The sequence below is a fragment of the Vibrio sp. SS-MA-C1-2 genome (genome assembly GCF_021513135.1).
GTDB lineage: Bacteria > Pseudomonadota > Gammaproteobacteria > Enterobacterales > Vibrionaceae.
Map to the genome: position 1 here is coordinate 1,462,125 of NZ_CP090981.1, position 20,582 is coordinate 1,482,706.

The following is a 20,582-nucleotide window of genomic DNA, read 5'->3' on the forward strand; positions in this document are numbered from 1 at the left end:
TTTAACAATTGGCGAAGTGGCGATAGTTGGTTAATAATTGAGTTAACAGTAAGTGATAAATGATACACATTATCATTTATTGCCAACTATAAAATTGGAACTTTAACGAGTGCAGTTCTGTACTTGGTTGAAATAAATGGATTTATGGTGTGAGTCGCCATAAACAAAGAGGTGAATTATGCAATCATTAAAAGTTAAAGAATATATGAATTCTCGTCCAGTAACATTTAACCCAAACACTTCCGTTGCTATTGCATTAGAAAAGTTACTGAACTCAAATCAAACAGGTGGTCCAGTTGTTGATGAAAATAATCGCTTAATTGGATTCCTTTCTGAACAAGATATGTTGCATAAACTCTTAAAAATGAGTTATCACTGTGAAGACACGACATTGGTCAGTGAATGTATGCGAACAGATGTTTTATCATCAACACCTGATTCATCTATTGTCGATTTGGCTGAAACAATGACGGGAGAAAAACCAAAAGTTTACCCAGTCGTTGATAATGGCTTTGTTGTAGGCGTGATTACTCGTCGTGATGTGCTAAAAGCGATTTCAGAGCAAATTAAGGTCTGTTTCAAGCAACCAGTCTAATTAAACGCTGATTTTATTCGTCGTTAAGCTGTGTGATCAATTCTGTATAATAGATAGTGGTGATCTTTGTCACATTTAATTGCTATTTTTATGCAAGATTGCACTACAATATAAAGACTCTTCTATTAAACGTTGCAACGATCTTTTCTTGTAACTTAAAATAATTTAGAGCTCAGTTGCATGTTTTAGTCTGTGATTGTAAGTAAGAGAGGATAGGGTAACCACCTCTCTTTTTTATTGTTTTCAATAAGGTTCTTTATGGCTAATAAAAATCAAGCGAAGTTTTTAGACGGATCTTTAATGCAACATATTATGGTGATGTCAGGAACTGGCGCTATCGGTTTGATGGCGCTATTTGCTGTTGATTTGCTCGATATGTTTTTTATTAGTCAACTTGGTCATGTGGAACTTGCGGCTGCGATTGGTTATGCGGGGTCATTACTCTTTTTCTCGACGTCTATTTCGATTGGATCTTCTATTGCAATGGGTGCATTGGTCTCTAAGGAATTAGGGGCTGGAAATAGAGAGAAAGCGAGAGAGTTAGCTGGCAGTGTCTTGGTCTTTGCCGTGACCTTTAATATTATTATTGTCAGTATCATGCTTTATTTTCTTCCTGAATTAGTGACGCTATTAGGCGCAAAAGGGGAAGCTCATCAAAAAGCTTTAGACTATCTCTATATTTTATTGCCTAGTTCACCGGTGATTGCGATTTCAATGGCGGCAATGGCAGCACTTCGTGGTGTTGGTGATGCTAAAAATGCCATGTATGCGACGTTGGCAGGTGGAGCGGTTAATGCGGTACTTGACCCTATTTTTATTTTTGTTTTAAATCTCAATGTTGAAGGTGCAGCGATTGCCTCTGTTATTGCTAGATTTACTGTTCTCTTCTTTGCGTTATATAAGTTGCTCTCTTACCATAAGTTGGTAGCGCCTCCCTCTTTTTCTCATCTTATCGAACACCAACGTTTAATTGTTAAAATAGCCTTTCCCGCAATTCTTACCAATGTGGCAACGCCTATCGCCAATGCTTATGTGACAAAAAGTGTCGCTGTTTTTGGTGATGATTATGTCGCTGGCTTTGCCGTAATGGGGCGGATCATGCCAGTTTGTTTTGCGATTATTTTCTCGTTATCTGGCGCTATTGGTCCTATTATCGGGCAAAATTTTGGTGCAGAACGCTGGGATCGTGTTCGTCAGGCATTAAATGATGCGGTGATTTTTACTTCACTTTATTGTATCGGCGTTTCAATCATTCTCTACTTTGTGCAAGATTTTATTATTATTGGTTTTGACTTAACAGGAGATGCGGCTGAAGTGTTAACTGTTTTTTGTACTTATATTGCGGTGACTTTTATCTTTAATGGGATGTTATTTATTGCCAATGCCGTTTTTAATAATTTACAACGTCCTGCTTGGTCAATGCTATTAAATATCGGAAAAGCAACCATTGGTACCCTCCCTTTTGTTTATTTTGGTGGGTTATGGTATGGCGCGATTGGTATTTTAATTGGGCAAGCGATTGGAGGGATTCTTTTTGGTATTATTGGTTATTTCTTAGTGCGTTATAGAGTGAAAAGAATGACTGATAAGCATGAACGAGAAAAAGAGAAAGAGAGAAAAACCTGTTTAGAAACCGGAATGCCAATGACCCCTTATTGTTCTTCAAGGGCTTATATGGCAGCCGCAGATATGCAAGTTTTAGCGTCAGAAAAGAAACCTGTTAACATTAAATAGTTTGAAACCCCAGTGTGGCGTGATCTGTTTTTACATCAACTGCCTTCTTCATACTTGAAGCTATTAGGTTGTTGGCTACGCTCGTTCGCCCCAATCATATAGTAAACCTATACTCATTGAGCCTCATTCACTTGCCGCCGACTAGCAACTCCAATTATTTTGGGTATAGAGTAGTTACAAAACATTTTTAAATATTAAAAACAGACCCATTGAGTCTGTTTTTTTATATCTGTTATTGACCTTGAAGTTAACTCCAATGTTTAAAGTGAGGATTCTTACGTTAAATCGCTTGAAGGAGTAAAACGATGGGTAGCAAACAATGTCAGCATAATCATCAACAGATGACAGAGAAAAAACGGATATTTCAGAAGGACAAGCAACCCGTAGTTGGTTTATTAAAGGAATGGATTGTCCTAGTTGTGCGCAGAAAATTGAGAATGCCGTACTTTCTGTTGAGGGGGTTGAAGGTGCTCAAGTAAAGTTTGCAACAGAGAAGTTAGTGGTGAGCTTTTCTGACTATAATGATGAAGCTGAACTTGAGATAAAAAGCGTCGCAAAAAGTTTAGGTTTTCAGTTTTTAGAGACTAAATCGTCGATGAGCAGAGAAAATGATAATGGCTCTAAACGTCACTTTATTGATAAATACCGAGGGATCCTCTCTTATACTCTGTTTGTCATCATCGCTTTCTTCTGTTCATTGTTCTCTGACAAGTTAGGAAGTATTACATTTATTGCTGCAACATTATGGGGACTCTATCCCGTAGGCAAGAAAGCGATCAGTTTAATTAAAAGTGATACCCCGTTTGCTATTGAAACCTTGATGAGTGTGGCTGCGATTGGCGCACTTTATTTGGGGGAAACGGCTGAGGCGACTTTAGTGCTATTGCTCTTTATGATTGGAGAGCAATTAGAAGCATTTGCAGCGGGACGAGCTCGTCAAGGGGTTAAAGCCTTAATGGATCTGGTTCCAGAAGAGGTAGATAAAGTCGTCGATGGAGTAAAAACACGTGTTGCAGCCGAGTCATTAATTCCAGGTGATATTATTGAAATCTCTCCAGGATCCCGATTACCTGCTGATGGTTTGCTCTTTGATACCTATGCCAGTTTTGATGAGAGTGCATTAACAGGGGAGTCACTGCCTGTTGAGAAAAATATTGGCGATAAAGTGATGGCAGGAGCAATGGTTGCCGATCGTGTTGTTCAGATAAAAATTGTCTCTGAGCAAGGAGAAAATGCCATTGATCGTATTCTGCACTTAATTGAAGAGGCTGAACTCAGAAAAGCACCACTTGAACGATTTATTGATAAGTTTAGTCGTATTTATACGCCAATGATGATGGTGTTAGCGTTAATGGTTGTGATTATTCCACCTTTATTATTTGGTGGTTTGTGGGATGTTTGGCTCTATCGTGGATTGACTCTACTATTAATTGCTTGTCCTTGTGCCTTGGTTATCTCAATTCCTGCTGCGATTACATCAGGGTTAGCGGCAGCAGCAAAACGGGGTGTTTTGATTAAAGGCGGAGCAACACTAGAGCAGATTGGTAATATTAAAAATATCGCTTTTGATAAAACAGGGACTTTAACCGAAGGTAAACCAATCGTGACTGATCTTAATGGCTGGGGGGTTTCTGACGATCAATTGTTAGCGGATGCAGCGGCTGTTGAGATGGGGTCTCATCACCCTTTAGCTCAGGCGGTCATTAATCGAGCAGAACTGCAATCAATCAACGTTGTTGAGGCTGAGGAGCGAGAAGTCATTGTTGGTAAAGGCATTCAAGGTAAGGTGAATGGCGTACTGTTACGACTCAGTGCCGCTGATCGTCTACCTGAAGGTGTTGAGTTATCTGAGCAACAGCAGGCTGAGGTGATTAAGTTGGAGTCACAAGGAAAAACATTGGTTGTTGCACTCTATGGCAATATCGGACAACAAATCATGGTAATGGGTGTAATTGCGTGGCGAGATGAGATCCGCTCAGATGCTAAGCAAGCCATTAAACAGCTAGATAGCATGGGCGTTAATTCTATTATGTTAACGGGAGATAACCCAAGAGCGGCACACGCCATTGCTGATGAATTGAATATTGAGTTTAAAGCAAGCCTACTTCCTGAAGATAAAGTTCGTTATGTTCAAGAACTGACAGAAAAAGAGTCAACGGCCATGGTAGGGGATGGGATTAACGATGCACCTGCGATGAAAACGGCGACAGTCGGTATTGCAATGGGCGGTGGAACAGATGTCGCATTAGAAACTGCAGATGCAGCGATCACTCATAATCGAGTATCTGAACTCTCATCGATGGTGAAGTTATCACAAGCGACGCTTACGATTATTCGACAAAATGTCACCATTGTATTAGGGTTAAAAGGGCTATTTTTAGTGATGACACTTTTTGGAATGGTAAGTTTATGGATGGCGGTATTGGCAGATACTGGTGCAACAGTGATAGTGACAATGAATGCATTAAGGCTACTGAAAATTATTGATGATAAGTGAAATTAATGTTCAATTTTTACTGGAACATAAAATGTAAAAAATAGACCACGTAACTCTCTCTATTTTTAATGAATGAGAATAAAAAATAGTTACGTGGTTTTTATTAGAACCATTTTAGGTCACGTATTATTCTTGATCAAAAAAACGCAGACGATCAATCAGTAAATCAACAAACCCTTGGCGATCAATATCCATTACCACTGTTGTATTGGCTGGGTTATCGGTTAATTCATAATAATCAACAATCGTCATCCCTTGAGTGAACTCACCTTTTGTTTCAATGCCAACCCAACAGTCGTGAGTGACAAATAACTCGGGCGCAATTAACCAAGCAATAGTACAAGGATCGTGTAATGGAGCGCCTTTAAAGCCCCATTTAGGGTCACGGTGGTAGATCATGAAAAAGTCTAAAAGATCACCAACAACGGTCGATATTGGATTATCTATCTCTTTGATCAAGTCAATATCATGATGCATGATTTGAGCTTTATGAGTGACATCCAAGCCACACATGGTGATAGGAACCCCTGATTTAAAGACAATATCAGCAGCTTCAGGATCAACGTAAATATTAAATTCTGCCGCCGGTGTCCAGTTTCCTTCTCGAGCAGTTCCTCCCATCAATACAATACGCTCGATCTTATCGTGCAGCTCTGGGTGTGCCGCTAAGAATAGCGCGATATTGGTTAAAGGTCCTGTAGGAACCAGCGTTACAGGCTCTGGTGAATGACTGATCTTTTCAGCCATTAATGTAATTGCATCACAAGGTTGTGGAGCAAAGCTTGGTAATGGAAGTATTGGACCATCTAATCCAGTTTCACCATGTACGCTATCCGCAATGATCAACTCTCTGGCTAATGGTTTTGCTGCGCCTCCGGCAACCGGAATATCCGTTCTTCCAAGCAGTGTTAAGATGCGTAATGCGTTATTGAGTGTTTTATCAGGTGTTTGATTTCCTGCGCTGGTGGTTACTGCTAACACTTCTAGTTCAGGACTTGCTGCTGCCAATATTAAAGCAATAGCATCATCATGCCCTGGATCACAATCGATAATTATTGGTCTACTCATACATCCTCCAAACTGCGTATACCCTTCATACTTGAAGTCGCTAGGTTGTTGGCGTCGCTCATTCACTTGCCGTCTACTAGTCACTCCAATTATTTTAGGTATATACCCTACTTACTTGAAGTTGCTAAGATGTTTCAGCGTATGTTTGCTTACTCGCAACTCCAATCACTTTGGGCGAATCAAAAATAAAAATATAAACTAGCATGCATTATCATTAATAAAGGTGATATAGATAACAAATATGATCCATGCTGTTTTTATGATTAATTTTCAAGCGCCTATTAAAAGTGAGATAAAATCGCATTTTTTGAATTATTTTGTTCAAAAAAACAGCGACTAGTGAGTTTTTTGAGATAGAGCACAAATTCAATCAAGATGATGATTTCAGTTTTGGGCAAACTTGGGTAATATGTCACTAAATATGTTTGATCAGGTGATCGAACAAAATGTGTATATGACGGAGATACAAGAGTGATAAATGTATTCCTGGTAGATGATCATGAACTGGTTCGCACAGGGATAAGGCGTATACTTGAAGACATCCGTGGTATTAAAGTTGTTGGTGAGGCAGAAAGTGGTGAAGAGGCGGTAAAATGGAACCGTGCGAATCTCACAGACGTCATATTGATGGATATGAATATGCCTGGTATTGGTGGTTTAGATGCAATGAGGAAGATATTGCGATTTAACCCAGATGTAAAAGTGATTGTGTTAACGATCCATACTGAAAATCCATTTCCAACTAAAGTAATGCAAGCTGGCGCAGCAGGCTACCTAACAAAAGGTGCAGCACCAGATGAAATGATTAATGCAATTCGAATGGTCAATGCTGGTCAACGTTATATCTCACCAGAAATAGCCCAACAAATGGCATTAAGTCAATTTACAACCGCAGCTGAAAATCCATTTAAAGAGTTATCCGAGCGTGAACTCCAGATCATGTTAATGATCACTAAGGGAGAGAAGGTGACCGATATCTCTGAGCAGTTAAGCCTGAGTCCGAAAACCGTAAATAGTTATCGCTATCGACTGTTTAATAAGTTGAATATTAGTGGTGATGTTGAGTTAACACATTTAGCCATACGTCACGGTATGCTAAATACAGAGAAATTATAATTGTCAATTTCCACTTTTGATGCAGATAGCTTTTTAAAGACAATAACAGATCAGCCTGGTGTGTACAGGATGTATAGTCAGGTTGATGATGTTATCTATGTTGGTAAAGCAAAAAACCTCAAAAAACGACTGGCAAGCTATTTTCGTAAACAGTTAAATAATAAAAAAACGGAAGCCCTTGTTAGCCATATCGCTAAAGTTGAGGTGACGGTTACCCACAGTGAAACGGAAGCGCTACTCCTTGAACATAATTTAATAAAACAGTATCGACCAAAATATAATGTTTTATTAAGAGATGATAAATCCTACCCTTATATATTAATTACCAAGCATAAACATCCACGGCTAACCCTACATCGTGGTGCTAAATATCGTAAAGGTGATTACTTTGGCCCTTACCCTGATTCTGGTGCAGTCAGAGAAAGTCTTCATCTATTACAGAAAATATTTCCTATTCGTCAATGTGAAGATTCAGTTTACAGCAATCGAAGTCGCCCTTGTTTGATGCATCAAATTGGACGTTGTAATGCCCCTTGTGTTAAAGATACCATTTCAGATCAAGACTATTCAGAGCAAGTAGAATTAGTGCGTCTCTTTCTGCAAGGCCGAGATCGTCAGATCATCGATATGTTGGTGAATAAAATGGAAGTGGCGAGTAATACCCTTGAGTTTGAAAAAGCCGCAACCTATCGAGACCAGATCCAAGCTTTACGGCGAGTGCAAGAGCAGCAGTTTGTTTCTGGAGATGACGAAGATCTTGATGTATTAGGGGTTGGTTTTAAAAATGGGATGGCTTGTATCCATGTGCTATTTTTACGACAAGGCAAAATTTTGGGAAGTCGCAGCTATTTTCCAAAAGTTCCAGCCAATACTGAGCCATCCGAAATTATGACCACTTTTATGGGGCAGTTTTATCTCAGTCAAGAGCAAGGAAGAACGATGCCGTCTCAAGTGCTGGTGGGTAATAGCGACATTGAAGATCTCAACTTACTCAAAGCGACACTTTCGGAAGTGGCAGGACGGAAAGTCTCTATTCTATTAAAGCCTCGTGGTGAAAAAGCGCGTTACCTGAAATTAGCACAAACTAACGCGATGACGGCGCTAGTGAGTAAGCTCCATCATAAAATGACCATTCAACAGCGTTTCAGTGCTTTATCCAAGCAGCTCTCTCTTGATAACTTACAGCGAATGGAATGTTTTGATATCAGTCATACCATGGGGGAGAAAACCGTTGCCTCTTGTGTGGTTTTTAATCAAGAAGGGCCACTGAAAAAAGAGTACCGTCGTTATAATATCGAAGGGATCACCGGAGGAGATGATTACGCCGCAATGGGGCAGGTTTTAACTCGTCGTTATGGCAAGCAGATGGAACCTGAAAAGATCCCAGATATTATCTTTATTGATGGTGGCAAAGGGCAGCTCAATCGTGCAGATGAAATTGTGACGCCTTATATGGATAACTGGCCTAAACGTCCGCTTTTAATTGGTGTTGCAAAAGGAGTGACACGTAAAGCAGGACTTGAAACTTTAGTTTTCACTTCTGGAAAAATGGTCTCTCTGCCAGAAGATTCCCCCGCACTGCATTTGATTCAGCACATTCGAGATGAGAGTCATAACCATGCCATTGGTGGGCATCGAGCACAACGTGATAAAGCAAGAAAGCAGAGTCAGTTAGAGCAGATCGAAGGGGTTGGACCTAAACGACGTCAAGCGTTGTTAAAGTATTTAGGTGGTATGCAAGAACTTAAGAAAGCGAGTATCGATGAAATCGCTAAAGTTCCTGGCATAAGTTATCAATTAGCGGAAAAAATTCATGCTAATCTCAAACACTGATTGCATGATCACCGACAATACGGCAACATGGTCGGGTGATTCATAACAGAACGATTATCATGCGCTTGAATATCCCAAATATCTTAACATTTATACGTATTGCACTTATACCGTGCTTTGTTGTTGTTTTTTACTTGCCTTATCCGTGGTCAGCCTTTGTTGCTTCATTGATTTTTGTTATCGCTGCTGTGACCGATTGGTTCGATGGTTATCTAGCAAGAAAACTGAAGCAGATGACACGATTTGGTGCTTTTTTAGATCCCGTTGCTGATAAAGTGATGGTTGCAGTTGCTTTGGTTTTAGTGACAGAGCATTATGCTTCTATTTGGGTGACTATTCCTGCGATAACGATGATTGCTCGTGAAATTATTATTTCAGCCCTTCGCGAATGGATGGCAGAAATTGGTAAACGTTCAAGTGTTGCTGTTTCATGGATTGGAAAATTTAAAACAGCGACTCAGATGTTTGCGCTTGTTCTGTTACTTTGGCATCCTCATGATTATGTGACTTGGGCTGGGTATGTATTCTTGTATATCGCAACAGCGTTGACTTACTGGTCCATGTATCAGTATATTAAAGCTGCAAAAGATGATCTTCTTAACTCAGAAGATGACTCTCTTAATTCATAATCGATATCTGATTGAAATATTAGAGAATAACATTCTATAAAATTGAGCTTAAATTTGTAGTTAACTGTTGTTTGTTTGAACAAGTTGATTAAAAAATAGAATCTGTTGCTTGAAAAAACAGCAAGCAGTTAAAAAACAACATTTTTATGTTGACTATGAAGCTCTAATCCGTAGAATGCGTCCTGTTCCCAAACGGAACTAAGTAAAACAAAGGCGCGTTGGCAGAGTGGCTATGCAGCGGATTGCAAATCCGTGGACCTCGGTTCGACTCCGGGACGCGCCTCCAATTTCTTTTTAAGAAATGGTATTTAAGCGACACTAGCTCAGCTGGTAGAGCGCGACCTTGCCAAGGTCGAGGTCACGAGTTCGAACCTCGTGTGTCGCTCCAAATTAAAGAAGTATTGACTATTCAATATTTCAAGATGGTGTCTGACTAACATAGTTAGGTGCATCGCAAAGAATTGCGTGCCCTGGTGGTGGAATTGGTAGACACAAGGGATTTAAAATCCCTCGGCGTTCGCGCTGTGCCGGTTCAAGTCCGGCCCGGGGCACCATCTAATTTGCTAAATTATATTTAGCGAATAAAAAATAAGGCGCGTTGGCAGAGTGGCTATGCAGCGGATTGCAAATCCGTGGACCTCGGTTCGACTCCGGGACGCGCCTCCAATTTCTTTTTAAGAAATGGTATTTAGCGACACTAGCTCAGCTGGTAGAGCGCGACCTTGCCAAGGTCGAGGTCACGAGTTCGAACCTCGTGTGTCGCTCCAAATTAAATCGTTATTGTCTTTTGATGATAATGAAACTAAATAAGAAGTATTGACTATTCAATATTTCAAGATGGTGTCTGACTAACATAGTTAGGTGCATCGCAAAGAATTGCGTGCCCTGGTGGTGGAATTGGTAGACACAAGGGATTTAAAATCCCTCGGCGTTCGCGCTGTGCCGGTTCAAGTCCGGCCCGGGGCACCATCTATTAAGAAGGCTCAACAGCAATGTTGAGCCTTTTTTTCGTCTGCAATTTGTCCTACCTAACGTTGTCTTGTTTCTATTGTTTTATTACGAACAATCTCTTATTAACCAGCTCTAAATAAAGTGTGATCTCACAATAAAATTATTATCAACAGAGTTGCCGTTATTATCGATAGCGAGTATTGTTCAACCATTGGATTGTAAACGTTTACAATTGCTTCCTCTGAGGTTAATCAGAGTGTTTATTTTGAACTTAGCGTCTTGAACTAACATTGGTTATACCCAAGTGAAATGGGGATATATACCTAAAATAATTGGAGTTGCTAGTAGGCGAACGAGTACAGCCAACAACCTAGCGACTTCAAGTATGAAAGGTATAGCTGTTATTTTATAGATTATTGCGAATAAAGATTACTTGATAAAAAATAGAGATTTGAAAATGAAAAATCAGCTTATTCATCTACAAAGTGCCACTTCAAGCCTTGTTATTCAGCCACTTCCTATGCCAGAAATTCTGTACTGGGGAAAACGTTTAAACCACTTTGATCCTGATTCTTCACAGGCGATGCAATTAACAACAAACCGTGCCATTCCTCAAGCGCGTATTGATAATGATATCGCAGTTACACTTTGTCCTGAAAATAGTCGAGGCCTTTATAGCTCACCGGGTATTGAAGGACACCGGGAAAGTAAAGATTGGGCGCCTGTGTTTACTTGCAATGAAGTAAAACTAAATGGTCAAGACGTTGAGTTTATCTGCCAAGATGATGTAGCTCAACTGGCGCTAATCATTAAGCTTAAACTCGACAAAATCTCAGGTGTGTTAGAGAAGTCGATTTCTGTTACTAACCTTTCTAAACATTCATATCAATTAGATAAACTGGTGTCGACATTAACGCTGCCAGCAAACGTGATGGAACTGCAAACATTCCATGGACGCTGGAGCCGTGAGTTTCAACCAAATCGCGTTAATATTACTCATGGTGCTTTTGTTCAAGAGAACCGTCGTGGTCGTACATCACATGAATATTTTCCTGGCTTTATGGCAGGAAGTAAAAACTTTACTGAGCAAACAGGTGAAGTATGGGGATTCCATTTAGGCTGGAGTGGTAACCACCAGATCCGTGCTGAAGTGAAAAGTGATGGTCGCCGTTTTATGCAAGCAGGGGAGCTGTTCTATCCGGGTGAAATGGTGCTTGAACAGAATCAATCGTTCACAACACCGACTCTTTATGCTTGCTATAGTCAGCAAGGGTTAAATGGCATTACAACCAGCTTCCATCAGTTTGTTCGTGATCATATTGTGCGTTTCCCTCTTGATCCAAAAACGAATCAGCCAAAACCTCGCCCTGTCCATCTTAATACATGGGAAGGGATCTATTTCCAACATGATCCTAAATATATTATGGATATGGCGACGCAAGCAGCAGAAATTGGTGTTGAACGTTTTATTATCGATGATGGTTGGTTCAAAGGACGAGATCACGATAAAGCCGCACTCGGGGATTGGTTCCTTGATACCACGAAATACCCTGATGGATTAGAGCCGGTTATTGAGCATGTTAATAACCGTGGCATGGAGTTTGGTTTATGGGTTGAGCCAGAGATGATGAATCCAGATTCTGATCTTTTTCGTGCACATCCAGAGTGGTTATTAGCACTAGAGGGTTATGAGCAGCCAACAGGTCGTTATCAATATGTTTTAAACCTACAAAATGATGACTGTTTCGATTACTTACTAACGTGTTTGGATGATCTGTTGACTCAGTACAATATTGGTTACTTTAAGTGGGATATGAATCGCGAACTGGTTCAGCCTGCACATAACCATAAAGCGGCAGTACATGGACAAACTAAGCGATATTACGATTTAGTCGATCAGCTTCGTGATCGTCATCCGAATGTTGAGATTGAGTCTTGCTCTTCAGGTGGTGGTCGCATCGATTTTGAAGTACTGAAACGTACTCATCGTTTTTGGGCATCTGATTGTAACGATGCATTAGAACGTCAGACTATTCAGAAAGGCATGGGATATTTCTTCCCACCCGAAGTCATGGGTGCGCATATTGGTCCACAAGAGAGTCATACAACTCGCCGTAGTCATCACATCAATTTACGCGGTGTGACAGCATTAGGTGGTCATATGGGGGTTGAGCTTGATCCTGTTAAAGAGAGTGAAGAGCAGAAGCAAGGCTTTGCACACTATATTGCGCTTCATAAACAGTATCGAGAACTACTACATAGTGGAACTAGCTTCCGTTTAGACTCTTATGATCCTTCTCGTAATGTCTATGGTGTTCAATCTGAAAATGAAGCGTTAGTCACGGTTTGCCAGTTAACTATGCCAGATTATGCGATTGCAGAACCTCTACGTTTTGGTTTGCTTGATCCGACAAAACAGTATCAGGTGACAATTATTGATGAACCAACAGCAAGCTTCCAGCTAATGAAAAAGCGCCCAGATTGGGTTAATGAGCCCGTCGTGATTAGTGGAGAATGGTTAAATGAAGTTGGACTTTCTTTACCTTTGCTTGATCCCGAGTCTGCAATGTTGATCCATTTAAAAGCGGTGTAAAATAACGTGTTGTACCTGCTGATCGGATAAACGTTCTACTCTTCATATTTAAGATATTAGGGTAATATCAATCTAACCTAGCAACTTATGGTAAAAAGAGTATCACTTTCTTACTTGACGTTGCTAGGCTGTATTCATTTACTTGTTATCGCCTAGCAACGCCAATGACTTTGGGAATTGACTTCAAGGGAGGAGGGCTTAAACCGGTTATTTGATGTGATTTCACCCAACTCGTAGAGTTTTTAATCATTTGAATTGAAAAGATTAATTTTTTATTGACTCATTTCTGTAATCAGGTAAAGTACATCTCGTTCTCAAGGCAAAGCCAATTTGAGATAACAATTTAAAAAATATTGAGTCATCAATATTTAAGATGGTGTCTAACTAACAGAGTTGGGTGCATCGCAAAGAATTGCGTGCCCTGGTGGTGGAATTGGTAGACACAAGGGATTTAAAATCCCTCGGCGTTCGCGCTGTGCCGGTTCAAGTCCGGCCCGGGGCACCATCTATTAAGAAACCTCAACAGTCATGTTGAGGTTTTTTTTCGTCTGTTGTTTTTCTATTTTTATTCCCCTCTCTCTTTTTTGTCTTATTTTTCCAGTATCGAATATTCTGGGTGTAAAAAAGCCTACTTTTTTCTCAAATATAGAGTGAAAAGAAAGTAGGCTTAATATTATTTAAATAGAATCTAGATAACGTCAGAACGTGAGGTAGCTCAGTAATTACTGACCATTAACAAACGCTTTAAAACGCGCTTTAGTTGCTGCGTCTGCTTTCTGGTACCAAAAGTGAAGCATCTGCTCTTCCGTTGTTTGTGCTGAAGCCGGTACTTGTTGAACTACTGGCGCTGTCGATGCCGCTGATGTGGTCACTGCCGCAGTTGTCGCAACGGTTGCTGTTGCAACAGGGACTGTCGCTACAGGCATTGTCACAAAGCTCGGTGCAGCAGCAGAAGCGGCTGTCTGATTGAATGCTAACATCTCTTGTTGATAGTTACGGTTTAACTGAAAACCACTCTGCATTAGTTTATTCACTTCATAACGAATATTTTGACCAGAAGAGTCCGTTAAAGTCACTGATGGTTTTTTATTAAAGGCAGTAAAATCAAAATTGTCATTAATTCTAGGAAGGGCTAGTTTTACCGTATCATTTGTCGCTTGGAATTTGATAATAATAGTATCAGACGTAAATTGCTCGGCATTATCACCACGACCATAAGAGTCATCATATCGAAAGACAATTTGTTGAGTACCATCTGGAAGTTTTAATTTAGATTTGGTATTGAAGAAGTCATTAGATGCTTTATGGCCATTAATCACTAGAATATCAGCACTGGTTGGCAATTTTAATTCTACTTCAGCAAGGCTTGAGAAAGAAGTAATAGCAGTAAGTGAAGCACAAAGTAGAGAGAGCTTTTTTAGGTTCATTATGGATATTCCTATAGCTTAATAGCGTCATATTATAATGAAATTATAACATTAGATTGTGTGAATTCTACAATAGAGTGCTGGAATGGTTAGTATCTTTGGTTTTAAAGATGGTAAATCAGTTTGCGGTTTTGGTGAGAATAAAAATTATTGGTTATATTAATAGCGCTATTTTCTGTGTCTAAAATTAAGAAAATAGCGCCAATGACGTTCAAATAAAATTAGTTAACTTGGCAAGCAAAACCTTTTAGGTAAAAACCTTCAGGGTAAGCAGTATCGACAGGATGATCGGCAGCTTGACCAAATCGCTCAATAAACTGAGCATGACGACCCGCATCTAGTGCCGCATCGGCAATGATCTTTTGGAATAATCCTTGATCCATCAAACCAGAACAAGAATAAGTTAATAGCGTACCGCCTGGTTTTAGTAACTGCATTGCGAGCATGTTGATATCTTTATAACCACGACATGCACCGTTCAATTGCGCTTTAGATTCAGCAAATTTAGGTGGGTCCATAATAATCACATCAAACAGTTCATTTTGATCACGATATTGACGTAGTAATTTAAAGACATCTGCATTAATAAATTGCGCTTTACTGCTATCTAGCTGATTAATTTCTGCATTACGTGCTGCACAGTCTAAAGCTGGCTGCGAGACATCGATATTTTGTACTTCATCCGCCCCTCCTTTTAAGGCATATAGACCAAAACCACCGGTATAACAGAAACAGTTAAGTACACGTTTACCATTAACATACTTCATGGCAGCTAAACGGCTATCACGCTGGTCAAGGTAGAAACCTGTCTTATGACCACCAACAATATCAACACTGATTTTGATACCGTTCTCTTCAATCTCAACCCATTTTGGTGGTTCTTCACCGTGCAGTACGCCAACCTGCTCTTTCAATCCCTCTTTTTTACGAACCGAAACATCAGAGCGTTCATAAATACTGCACTCTGGATAACACTCTTTTAATGCTTCAATAAGGGTTTCACGCTGGAATTCTGCACCAGCACTCAATAGCTGACAGACTAAAAAGTTTTGATAGCGATCAATGGTGATACCTGGTAAACCGTCAGATTCAGCTGCAATTAAACGGTAACCTGTTAATCCATCACGATCAGCAAGGGTTGTTCGCAACTGTTGAGCTCGGTTAAGGCGGTTAATAAAGAATGCTTTATCGACTTTCTCTTTCTTTTTGAAGCTCCAAACGCGAGCACGAATTTGTGACTTTGGAGAAAAAGCGGCATAAGCAACCCAATTTCCGTGAGCATCAAAGACACTAACTGTTTCACCCAGTTCAGGATTACCTTCTACCTTTTGAATGCCTCGTGAAAAGATCCAAGGATGGCGGCGGCGCAGTGATTTTTCTCGACCTTTAACAAGGTGAATTGAAGCAGTCATAATATCTATCCAGTAGCTCACAAATAAGGTGGCGTATTGTGATGTTTATGGTGATAAAAAGCAAATTTACCGCTGACTTTATTGTATTTCGTAATTGATGAGCTGGTATCTATTTTAGCTTTGATTTATCTTATTTATACTTAATGAATTATTTTATAAACAATAAAATAATGGATTAAAAAGGAGAACAATATGTCAAAAGTTGGCGTAAAAGTTTTAGTAACGGGTCATGTGCAGTGTGTTGGGTTCCGTTACCATACTGCTCATGAAGGGTTAAAACTTGATTTAACAGGGTTTGCTAAAAATCTTGTCGATGGGCGTGTTGAAGTTCAAGCATTTGGTGACGTTGCTCAGATAGAGATATTAGTGAAGTGGTTAGAAGAAGGCCCTATAACCGCTCGTGTCGATAACATTGATATTGAGTCGATTGAATGGCTGCATTATAAGAGTTTTACAATAAAGTAGCCTCTCTGAATGGAATAGATGGTTCTTCAATATGAAAAGTAATAAGAAGAGTAGAATAACATAAAGCCTCTTCTCTTCTTTAATATTAACTGTACTTAATCAACATTGAGCTTAAATACACTTAACCGGCTTGGGTAATCCTGCTAACTTTGTCGCTTGCTTTGCTGGTCCTTTTGGAAACAAACGATAGAGGTAACGGCTATTGCCTTTTTCTGGGCCATACTTTTTCTCCATCGCTTTTACGAGCATTCTAATCGCAGGAGAGGTTTTATATTCTAAATAGAAATCACGAACAAAGTTGACCACTTCAATATGTGAAGGCGTTAACTCAATACTCTCTTCTAGGGCTAGCAGTTCAACCATCTCTGGTTGCCAATCGATAACGTTTTTTAAATAGCCGTGGGCATCGGTTTCAATTTCTTGACCATTAAATAGCAGCATTTTTACTCTCAAAGCGAAATTTTGACTAAGATAGGATAGAGATTTCTCTATATCGACGCAAGTTTGTTATCAATTTGGCGAGTTTATTGGTTAAATAGTTGCCAATCACCTTGCACATTGAACCGAGTCCCTGTAGGCTTGCGCAGCTTTTTTTCGAAAAAATATTAGGATTATAAACATTGATTTCTACAGCTAACATTACACAACAGTTTGGCGCGAAGCCACTTTTTGAAAATATCTCAGTAAAATTTGGTGAAGGTAACCGTTATGGTCTTATCGGCGCAAATGGCTGTGGTAAATCTACTTTTATGAAAATTTTGAGTGGGGAGCTGGAACCAAGCGGTGGTAATGTCAGTACCGATCCTAATGAGCGTGTTGCAAAGCTTAACCAGAATCAGTTTGAGTATGAAGAATTTACCGTTATTGATACGGTAATCATGGGCTATAAAGAGCTGTGGGAAGTAAAAAAAGAGCGTGATCGCATCTATGGTTTACCTGAGATGACTGAAGATGAAGGGATGCTAGTGGCAGACCTAGAAGTTCAGTTTGCTGAGATGGATGGCTACATGTGCGATTCAAAAGCAGGTGAACTTTTATTAGCCGTTGGTATCCCAGAGGAGCAACATTACGGCTTAATGAGCGAAGTCGCGCCAGGTTGGAAACTGCGTGTACTATTGGCTCAGGTACTTTTTGCTGACCCGCATATCTTACTTCTTGATGAACCAACCAACAACTTGGATATGGATACCATTCGCTGGTTAGAACATACGCTGAATGAACGTAACTGTACGATGATCATCATCTCGCATGACCGTCATTTCTTGAATTCAGTGTGTACTCATATGGCTGACCTTGATTATGGTGAACTACGTCTATTTACCGGTAACTATGATGAGTATATGTTAGCGGCGACACAAGCGCGTGAACGTCTACTTTCTGACAACGCTAAGAAAAAAGCACAAATTTCTGATTTACAACAGTTTGTTGCTCGTTTCTCGGCAAATGCATCAAAAGCAAAACAAGCGACATCTCGTGCTAAACAGATTGATAAGATTCAACTTGATGAAGTTAAACCATCAAGCCGCCAGAATCCATTTATCCGTTTTGAACAGACGAAAGAGCTATTTCGTAATGCTTTAGTTTTAGAACACTTAACTCAAGGTTTTGAAGACGATCTATTTACTGACTTTAATGCGATTTTTGAAGTGGGTGAACGTGTTGCGATTATCGGTGAGAATGGGGTAGGTAAAACAACCTTACTGAATACATTAGCCGGTAACCTTGTACCAAGATCTGGCGAATATAAGTGGTCTGATAATGCCAATATTGGTTATTATGCGCAAGATCATGCTGAAGAGTTTGCCGTTGACATGAACTTAATGGACTGGATGGGGCAATGGCGTCAGACTGGCGATGATGAGCAGACTGTTCGTAGTTTCCTTGGTCGTATGTTGTTCTCTCAAGATGATATCAACAAGTCGATTAAAGTTCTTTCTGGTGGTGAACAAGGCCGTATGTTATTGGGTAAAATCCAAATGCATAAGCCAAATATCCTATTAATGGATGAACCAACCAACCACATGGATATGGAATCGATTGAATCATTAAATATGGCGTTAGAAGAGTTCAAAGGAACGTTATTCTTCGTTTCGCATGACCGTATTTTTGTTGATTCACTAGCAACACGTATTATTGAAATTAAAAAGGACAAGATTGTTGACTTCAAAGGAAGTTACAGTGAGTTCTTAGCCGCGAAAGGTATTGCTGATTAATTATTCGTTAATGATTATCTGATTAAAATACATAGCTAATCAATAAATGAATAAGAAGGTAAGGGCATTGCTCTTGCCTTTTTTTATGTCTGTATGATTAGAAATAGTCATACTTATCTTTAAACGTTTTATTCAAGTTGAGCTCGGTGTTTTTAGTGAATAAAAAGCACAAAAAAGCCAACATTATTAACTATCGCTAGTTAACTCTGTTGGCTTTTATTATCCATAATTAATTACATATTAGAATATTTTCTAAAGTGGTAATTAATCGTCACTACCCATAATACCTAGAATTGAAAGTAGGCTGATAAATAGATTGTAGATTGATACATACAGCGTAATGGTTGCTGAGATGTAGTTTGTCTCGCCACCACGTACAATCGACTGAGTGGTCAGAAGAATTGAACCGGTAGAGAAAAGGACAAATAAGCCACTAATTGCTAATGAAAGCATAGGAAGCTGTAGGAAGATGTTCGCAACGACACCGATCACTAATACGATGAAGCCAGCAAGTAGCATACCGTTTAAGAACGAGAGGTCACGCTTAGTTGTTAGTGCGTAAGCTGAACATGCTAGGAACGTTAATGCAGTACCACCAAGAGCTAACATGATAGACTCTTCAAGACCCGCGCTAACATACATGTTTAGGATTGGCCCTAAGGTATAGCCCAAGAAACCGGTAAATAGGAACGTAAAGACAATACCTAATCCAGAGTCACGGTTTTTTTCCGTTAAGAAAAGTAAGCCGTAAAAGCCGACTAGCATAATGATTAACCCTGGACGAGGAAGGTTAAGTGCCATTGAGATACCTGCAATTGCCGCTGACCATAATAGTGTCAACGATAAAAGGAAATAGGTATTACGAAGCACCTTATTGGTAGCAAGTACACTCTGGCCTGAAGAACCATGTGAAACTATACGATCTGACATATTACTCCCCCTTTAGGGTTTTATTATTAAATCTAACTAAGTATTAAGACATTTATGGGGTCAAAAGTTCAATTTTCAACCTCTAATAATAAATGGCTTGTTGATTATTTGTGATAAGTCTATTAGCAATGATACTCAATATTCTAAAGGTTGTGATAGCCATTTTGTAAAAGAATGTTTCAACTCGCTGATGGTTCACAAATTATCATTTTATAAATAATAGTTTATAACAAATTATACAACCTACAGGCTAATTTGGTTCACTTTATTGAAAAAATCTATACACTGTTCGGCTTCTCAATCAGTAATATGGAAATTACCCCAATGAAAAAATACCTTTTATCTTTTATTTTATTTAGTACCTCTTTTTTTGCTCACGCTACGCAAACGATTGCGATAATGGGAGCGATGGATGTTGAAATTGAAGCTTTACTTCCTAGTATTCAGAATAGCCAAGAGAAGACAATTGGTGGACACAGCTATTATACCGGAATGATTGAAGATAAAAATGTCGTTGTGACTCGTTCAGGGGTGGGGAAAGTCAATGCTGCTATTACGACGACTGTGCTTATTCGTGAGTTTAATGCCGATAAAATCATCTTCACAGGCATTGCGGGAGCCGTTGATCCTAAATTAAATCCGCTTGATGTGGTTGTCTCTACAGGACTTGTACAACACGATGTTGACTTAACGGCATTTAACCGTCCAAAAGGTCTACTTCCTGAATATGATGACCGTTTTTTCTATAGTGACAAAGCATTAAATAAAATTGCGTTTGATGCAGCAAGTGCAGTAGTTCAAGATTCGACAGAAAAACATGCGGTTTACCAAGGCGTGATTGCAACAGGTGATCAATTTATTGCCAATAAAGAGGTTGTTCATCATCTTTATACTGAATTCAATGCAATGGCCGTAGAGATGGAAGGCGCAGCTGTTGCTCAAGCAGCATTTAACTTTAACGTCCCTTTTGTTGTCATTCGAACAATTTCAGATAAAGCGGATGGTTCTGCTCATATGGTTTATAGTGAACTGAAAAAAGCAACGGCGGATAACTCTGCAGCAATTACATTAAAAATGCTACAAGGTCTGTAGTGTCACTTATGCTTTTCGAGGTAGAGG

At 39.6% G+C, this 20,582-nt stretch carries 14 protein-coding genes, 7 tRNA genes and 1 pseudogene; 17 read left to right on the forward strand and 5 right to left on the reverse strand.

All coding sequences use genetic code 11. From position 1 onward, the window contains the following. Positions 1-178: 178 nt before the first annotated feature. From L0B53_RS11220 to L0B53_RS11230, 3 genes and pseudogenes are all read left to right on the forward strand, one after another. The gene (locus tag L0B53_RS11220) at positions 179-595 is read left to right on the forward strand and encodes a CBS domain-containing protein (protein ID WP_235062119.1); all 417 of its coding nucleotides are present in this window, start codon (positions 179-181) and stop codon (positions 593-595) included. A gap of 258 nt (positions 596-853) precedes the next feature. Beyond that, complete coding sequence (locus tag L0B53_RS11225; protein WP_235062120.1) at positions 854-2,329, forward strand: MATE family efflux transporter; 1,476 nt, start codon at positions 854-856, stop codon at positions 2,327-2,329. Between the two features lie 337 nt (positions 2,330-2,666). Further along, positions 2,667-4,826: pseudogene (locus tag L0B53_RS11230) on the forward strand (zinc/cadmium/mercury/lead-transporting ATPase); the annotation flags it as partial. Between the two features lie 126 nt (positions 4,827-4,952). Here L0B53_RS11230 and rihA read toward each other — a convergent pair. Next, positions 4,953-5,894 carry a pyrimidine-specific ribonucleoside hydrolase RihA gene (gene rihA, locus L0B53_RS11235; RefSeq protein ID WP_235062121.1) on the reverse strand — a complete coding sequence of 314 codons (942 nt, stop codon included), beginning with the start codon at positions 5,892-5,894 and terminating at the stop codon, positions 4,953-4,955. 471 nt (positions 5,895-6,365) lie between these two features. Between rihA and uvrY the strand changes: the two genes are divergently transcribed. The 11 genes from uvrY to L0B53_RS11290 all read left to right on the forward strand — a co-directional run bounded on the left by uvrY (position 6,366) and on the right by L0B53_RS11290 (position 13,521). After that, on the forward strand, positions 6,366-7,010 hold the full coding sequence (gene uvrY / locus L0B53_RS11240) for a UvrY/SirA/GacA family response regulator transcription factor (protein ID WP_235062122.1): 645 nt from the start codon (positions 6,366-6,368) through the stop codon (positions 7,008-7,010). A 6-nt stretch (positions 7,011-7,016) separates the two neighbouring features. Then, positions 7,017-8,843 (forward strand): excinuclease ABC subunit UvrC, encoded by a 1,827-nt coding sequence (gene uvrC / locus L0B53_RS11245; protein WP_235062237.1) that lies wholly within the window; start codon positions 7,017-7,019, stop codon positions 8,841-8,843. Between the two features lie 59 nt (positions 8,844-8,902). Continuing rightward, complete coding sequence (gene pgsA / locus L0B53_RS11250; protein WP_235062123.1) at positions 8,903-9,472, forward strand: CDP-diacylglycerol--glycerol-3-phosphate 3-phosphatidyltransferase; 570 nt, start codon at positions 8,903-8,905, stop codon at positions 9,470-9,472. Between the two features lie 212 nt (positions 9,473-9,684). Beyond that, positions 9,685-9,758: transfer RNA gene (locus L0B53_RS11255), tRNA-Cys, on the forward strand. Positions 9,759-9,784: 26 nt separating this feature from the next. After that, a tRNA-Gly gene (locus L0B53_RS11260) sits at positions 9,785-9,860 on the forward strand. Positions 9,861-9,939: 79 nt separating this feature from the next. Next, a tRNA-Leu gene (locus L0B53_RS11265) sits at positions 9,940-10,026 on the forward strand. A 38-nt stretch (positions 10,027-10,064) separates the two neighbouring features. Next, a tRNA-Cys gene (locus L0B53_RS11270) sits at positions 10,065-10,138 on the forward strand. A 25-nt stretch (positions 10,139-10,163) separates the two neighbouring features. Beyond that, positions 10,164-10,239, forward strand: a tRNA-Gly gene (locus L0B53_RS11275). A gap of 115 nt (positions 10,240-10,354) precedes the next feature. After that, positions 10,355-10,441 (forward strand) — tRNA-Leu (locus tag L0B53_RS11280). Positions 10,442-10,880: 439 nt separating this feature from the next. Then, a complete protein-coding gene (locus L0B53_RS11285) occupies positions 10,881-13,016 on the forward strand; it encodes an alpha-galactosidase (protein WP_235062124.1) in 2,136 nt (711 codons plus the stop codon). Between the two features lie 418 nt (positions 13,017-13,434). Beyond that, positions 13,435-13,521, forward strand: a tRNA-Leu gene (locus tag L0B53_RS11290). A 217-nt stretch (positions 13,522-13,738) separates the two neighbouring features. Here L0B53_RS11290 and L0B53_RS11295 read toward each other — a convergent pair. After that, entirely contained in the window at positions 13,739-14,443 is a 705-nt protein-coding gene (locus tag L0B53_RS11295) for a DUF2057 family protein (RefSeq protein ID WP_235062125.1), read from the reverse strand. 221 nt (positions 14,444-14,664) lie between these two features. Beyond that, positions 14,665-15,855 (reverse strand): class I SAM-dependent methyltransferase, encoded by a 1,191-nt coding sequence (locus tag L0B53_RS11300; RefSeq protein ID WP_235062126.1) that lies wholly within the window; start codon positions 15,853-15,855, stop codon positions 14,665-14,667. 192 nt (positions 15,856-16,047) lie between these two features. Between L0B53_RS11300 and yccX the strand changes: the two genes are divergently transcribed. Further along, positions 16,048-16,320 (forward strand): acylphosphatase, encoded by a 273-nt coding sequence (gene yccX, locus L0B53_RS11305; RefSeq protein ID WP_235062127.1) that lies wholly within the window; start codon positions 16,048-16,050, stop codon positions 16,318-16,320. Positions 16,321-16,431: 111 nt separating this feature from the next. Here the strand turns inward: yccX and L0B53_RS11310 are convergent, their stop codons facing one another. After that, on the reverse strand, positions 16,432-16,761 hold the full coding sequence (locus L0B53_RS11310) for a TusE/DsrC/DsvC family sulfur relay protein (RefSeq protein WP_235062128.1): 330 nt from the start codon (positions 16,759-16,761) through the stop codon (positions 16,432-16,434). A 179-nt stretch (positions 16,762-16,940) separates the two neighbouring features. On the opposite strand from L0B53_RS11310, the gene L0B53_RS11315 reads away from it, so the two are divergent. Next, positions 16,941-18,533, forward strand: a complete 1,593-nt coding sequence (locus L0B53_RS11315) for an ABC-F family ATPase (protein WP_235062129.1) — start codon at positions 16,941-16,943, stop codon at positions 18,531-18,533. Positions 18,534-18,797: 264 nt separating this feature from the next. Here L0B53_RS11315 and L0B53_RS11320 read toward each other — a convergent pair whose 3' ends face one another. Continuing rightward, on the reverse strand, positions 18,798-19,463 hold the full coding sequence (locus L0B53_RS11320) for a Bax inhibitor-1 family protein (RefSeq protein ID WP_235062130.1): 666 nt from the start codon (positions 19,461-19,463) through the stop codon (positions 18,798-18,800). A gap of 324 nt (positions 19,464-19,787) precedes the next feature. On the opposite strand from L0B53_RS11320, the gene L0B53_RS11325 reads away from it, so the two are divergent. After that, a complete protein-coding gene (locus tag L0B53_RS11325; protein ID WP_235062131.1) occupies positions 19,788-20,555 on the forward strand; it encodes a 5'-methylthioadenosine/adenosylhomocysteine nucleosidase in 768 nt (255 codons plus the stop codon). Positions 20,556-20,582 lie beyond the last annotated feature (27 nt).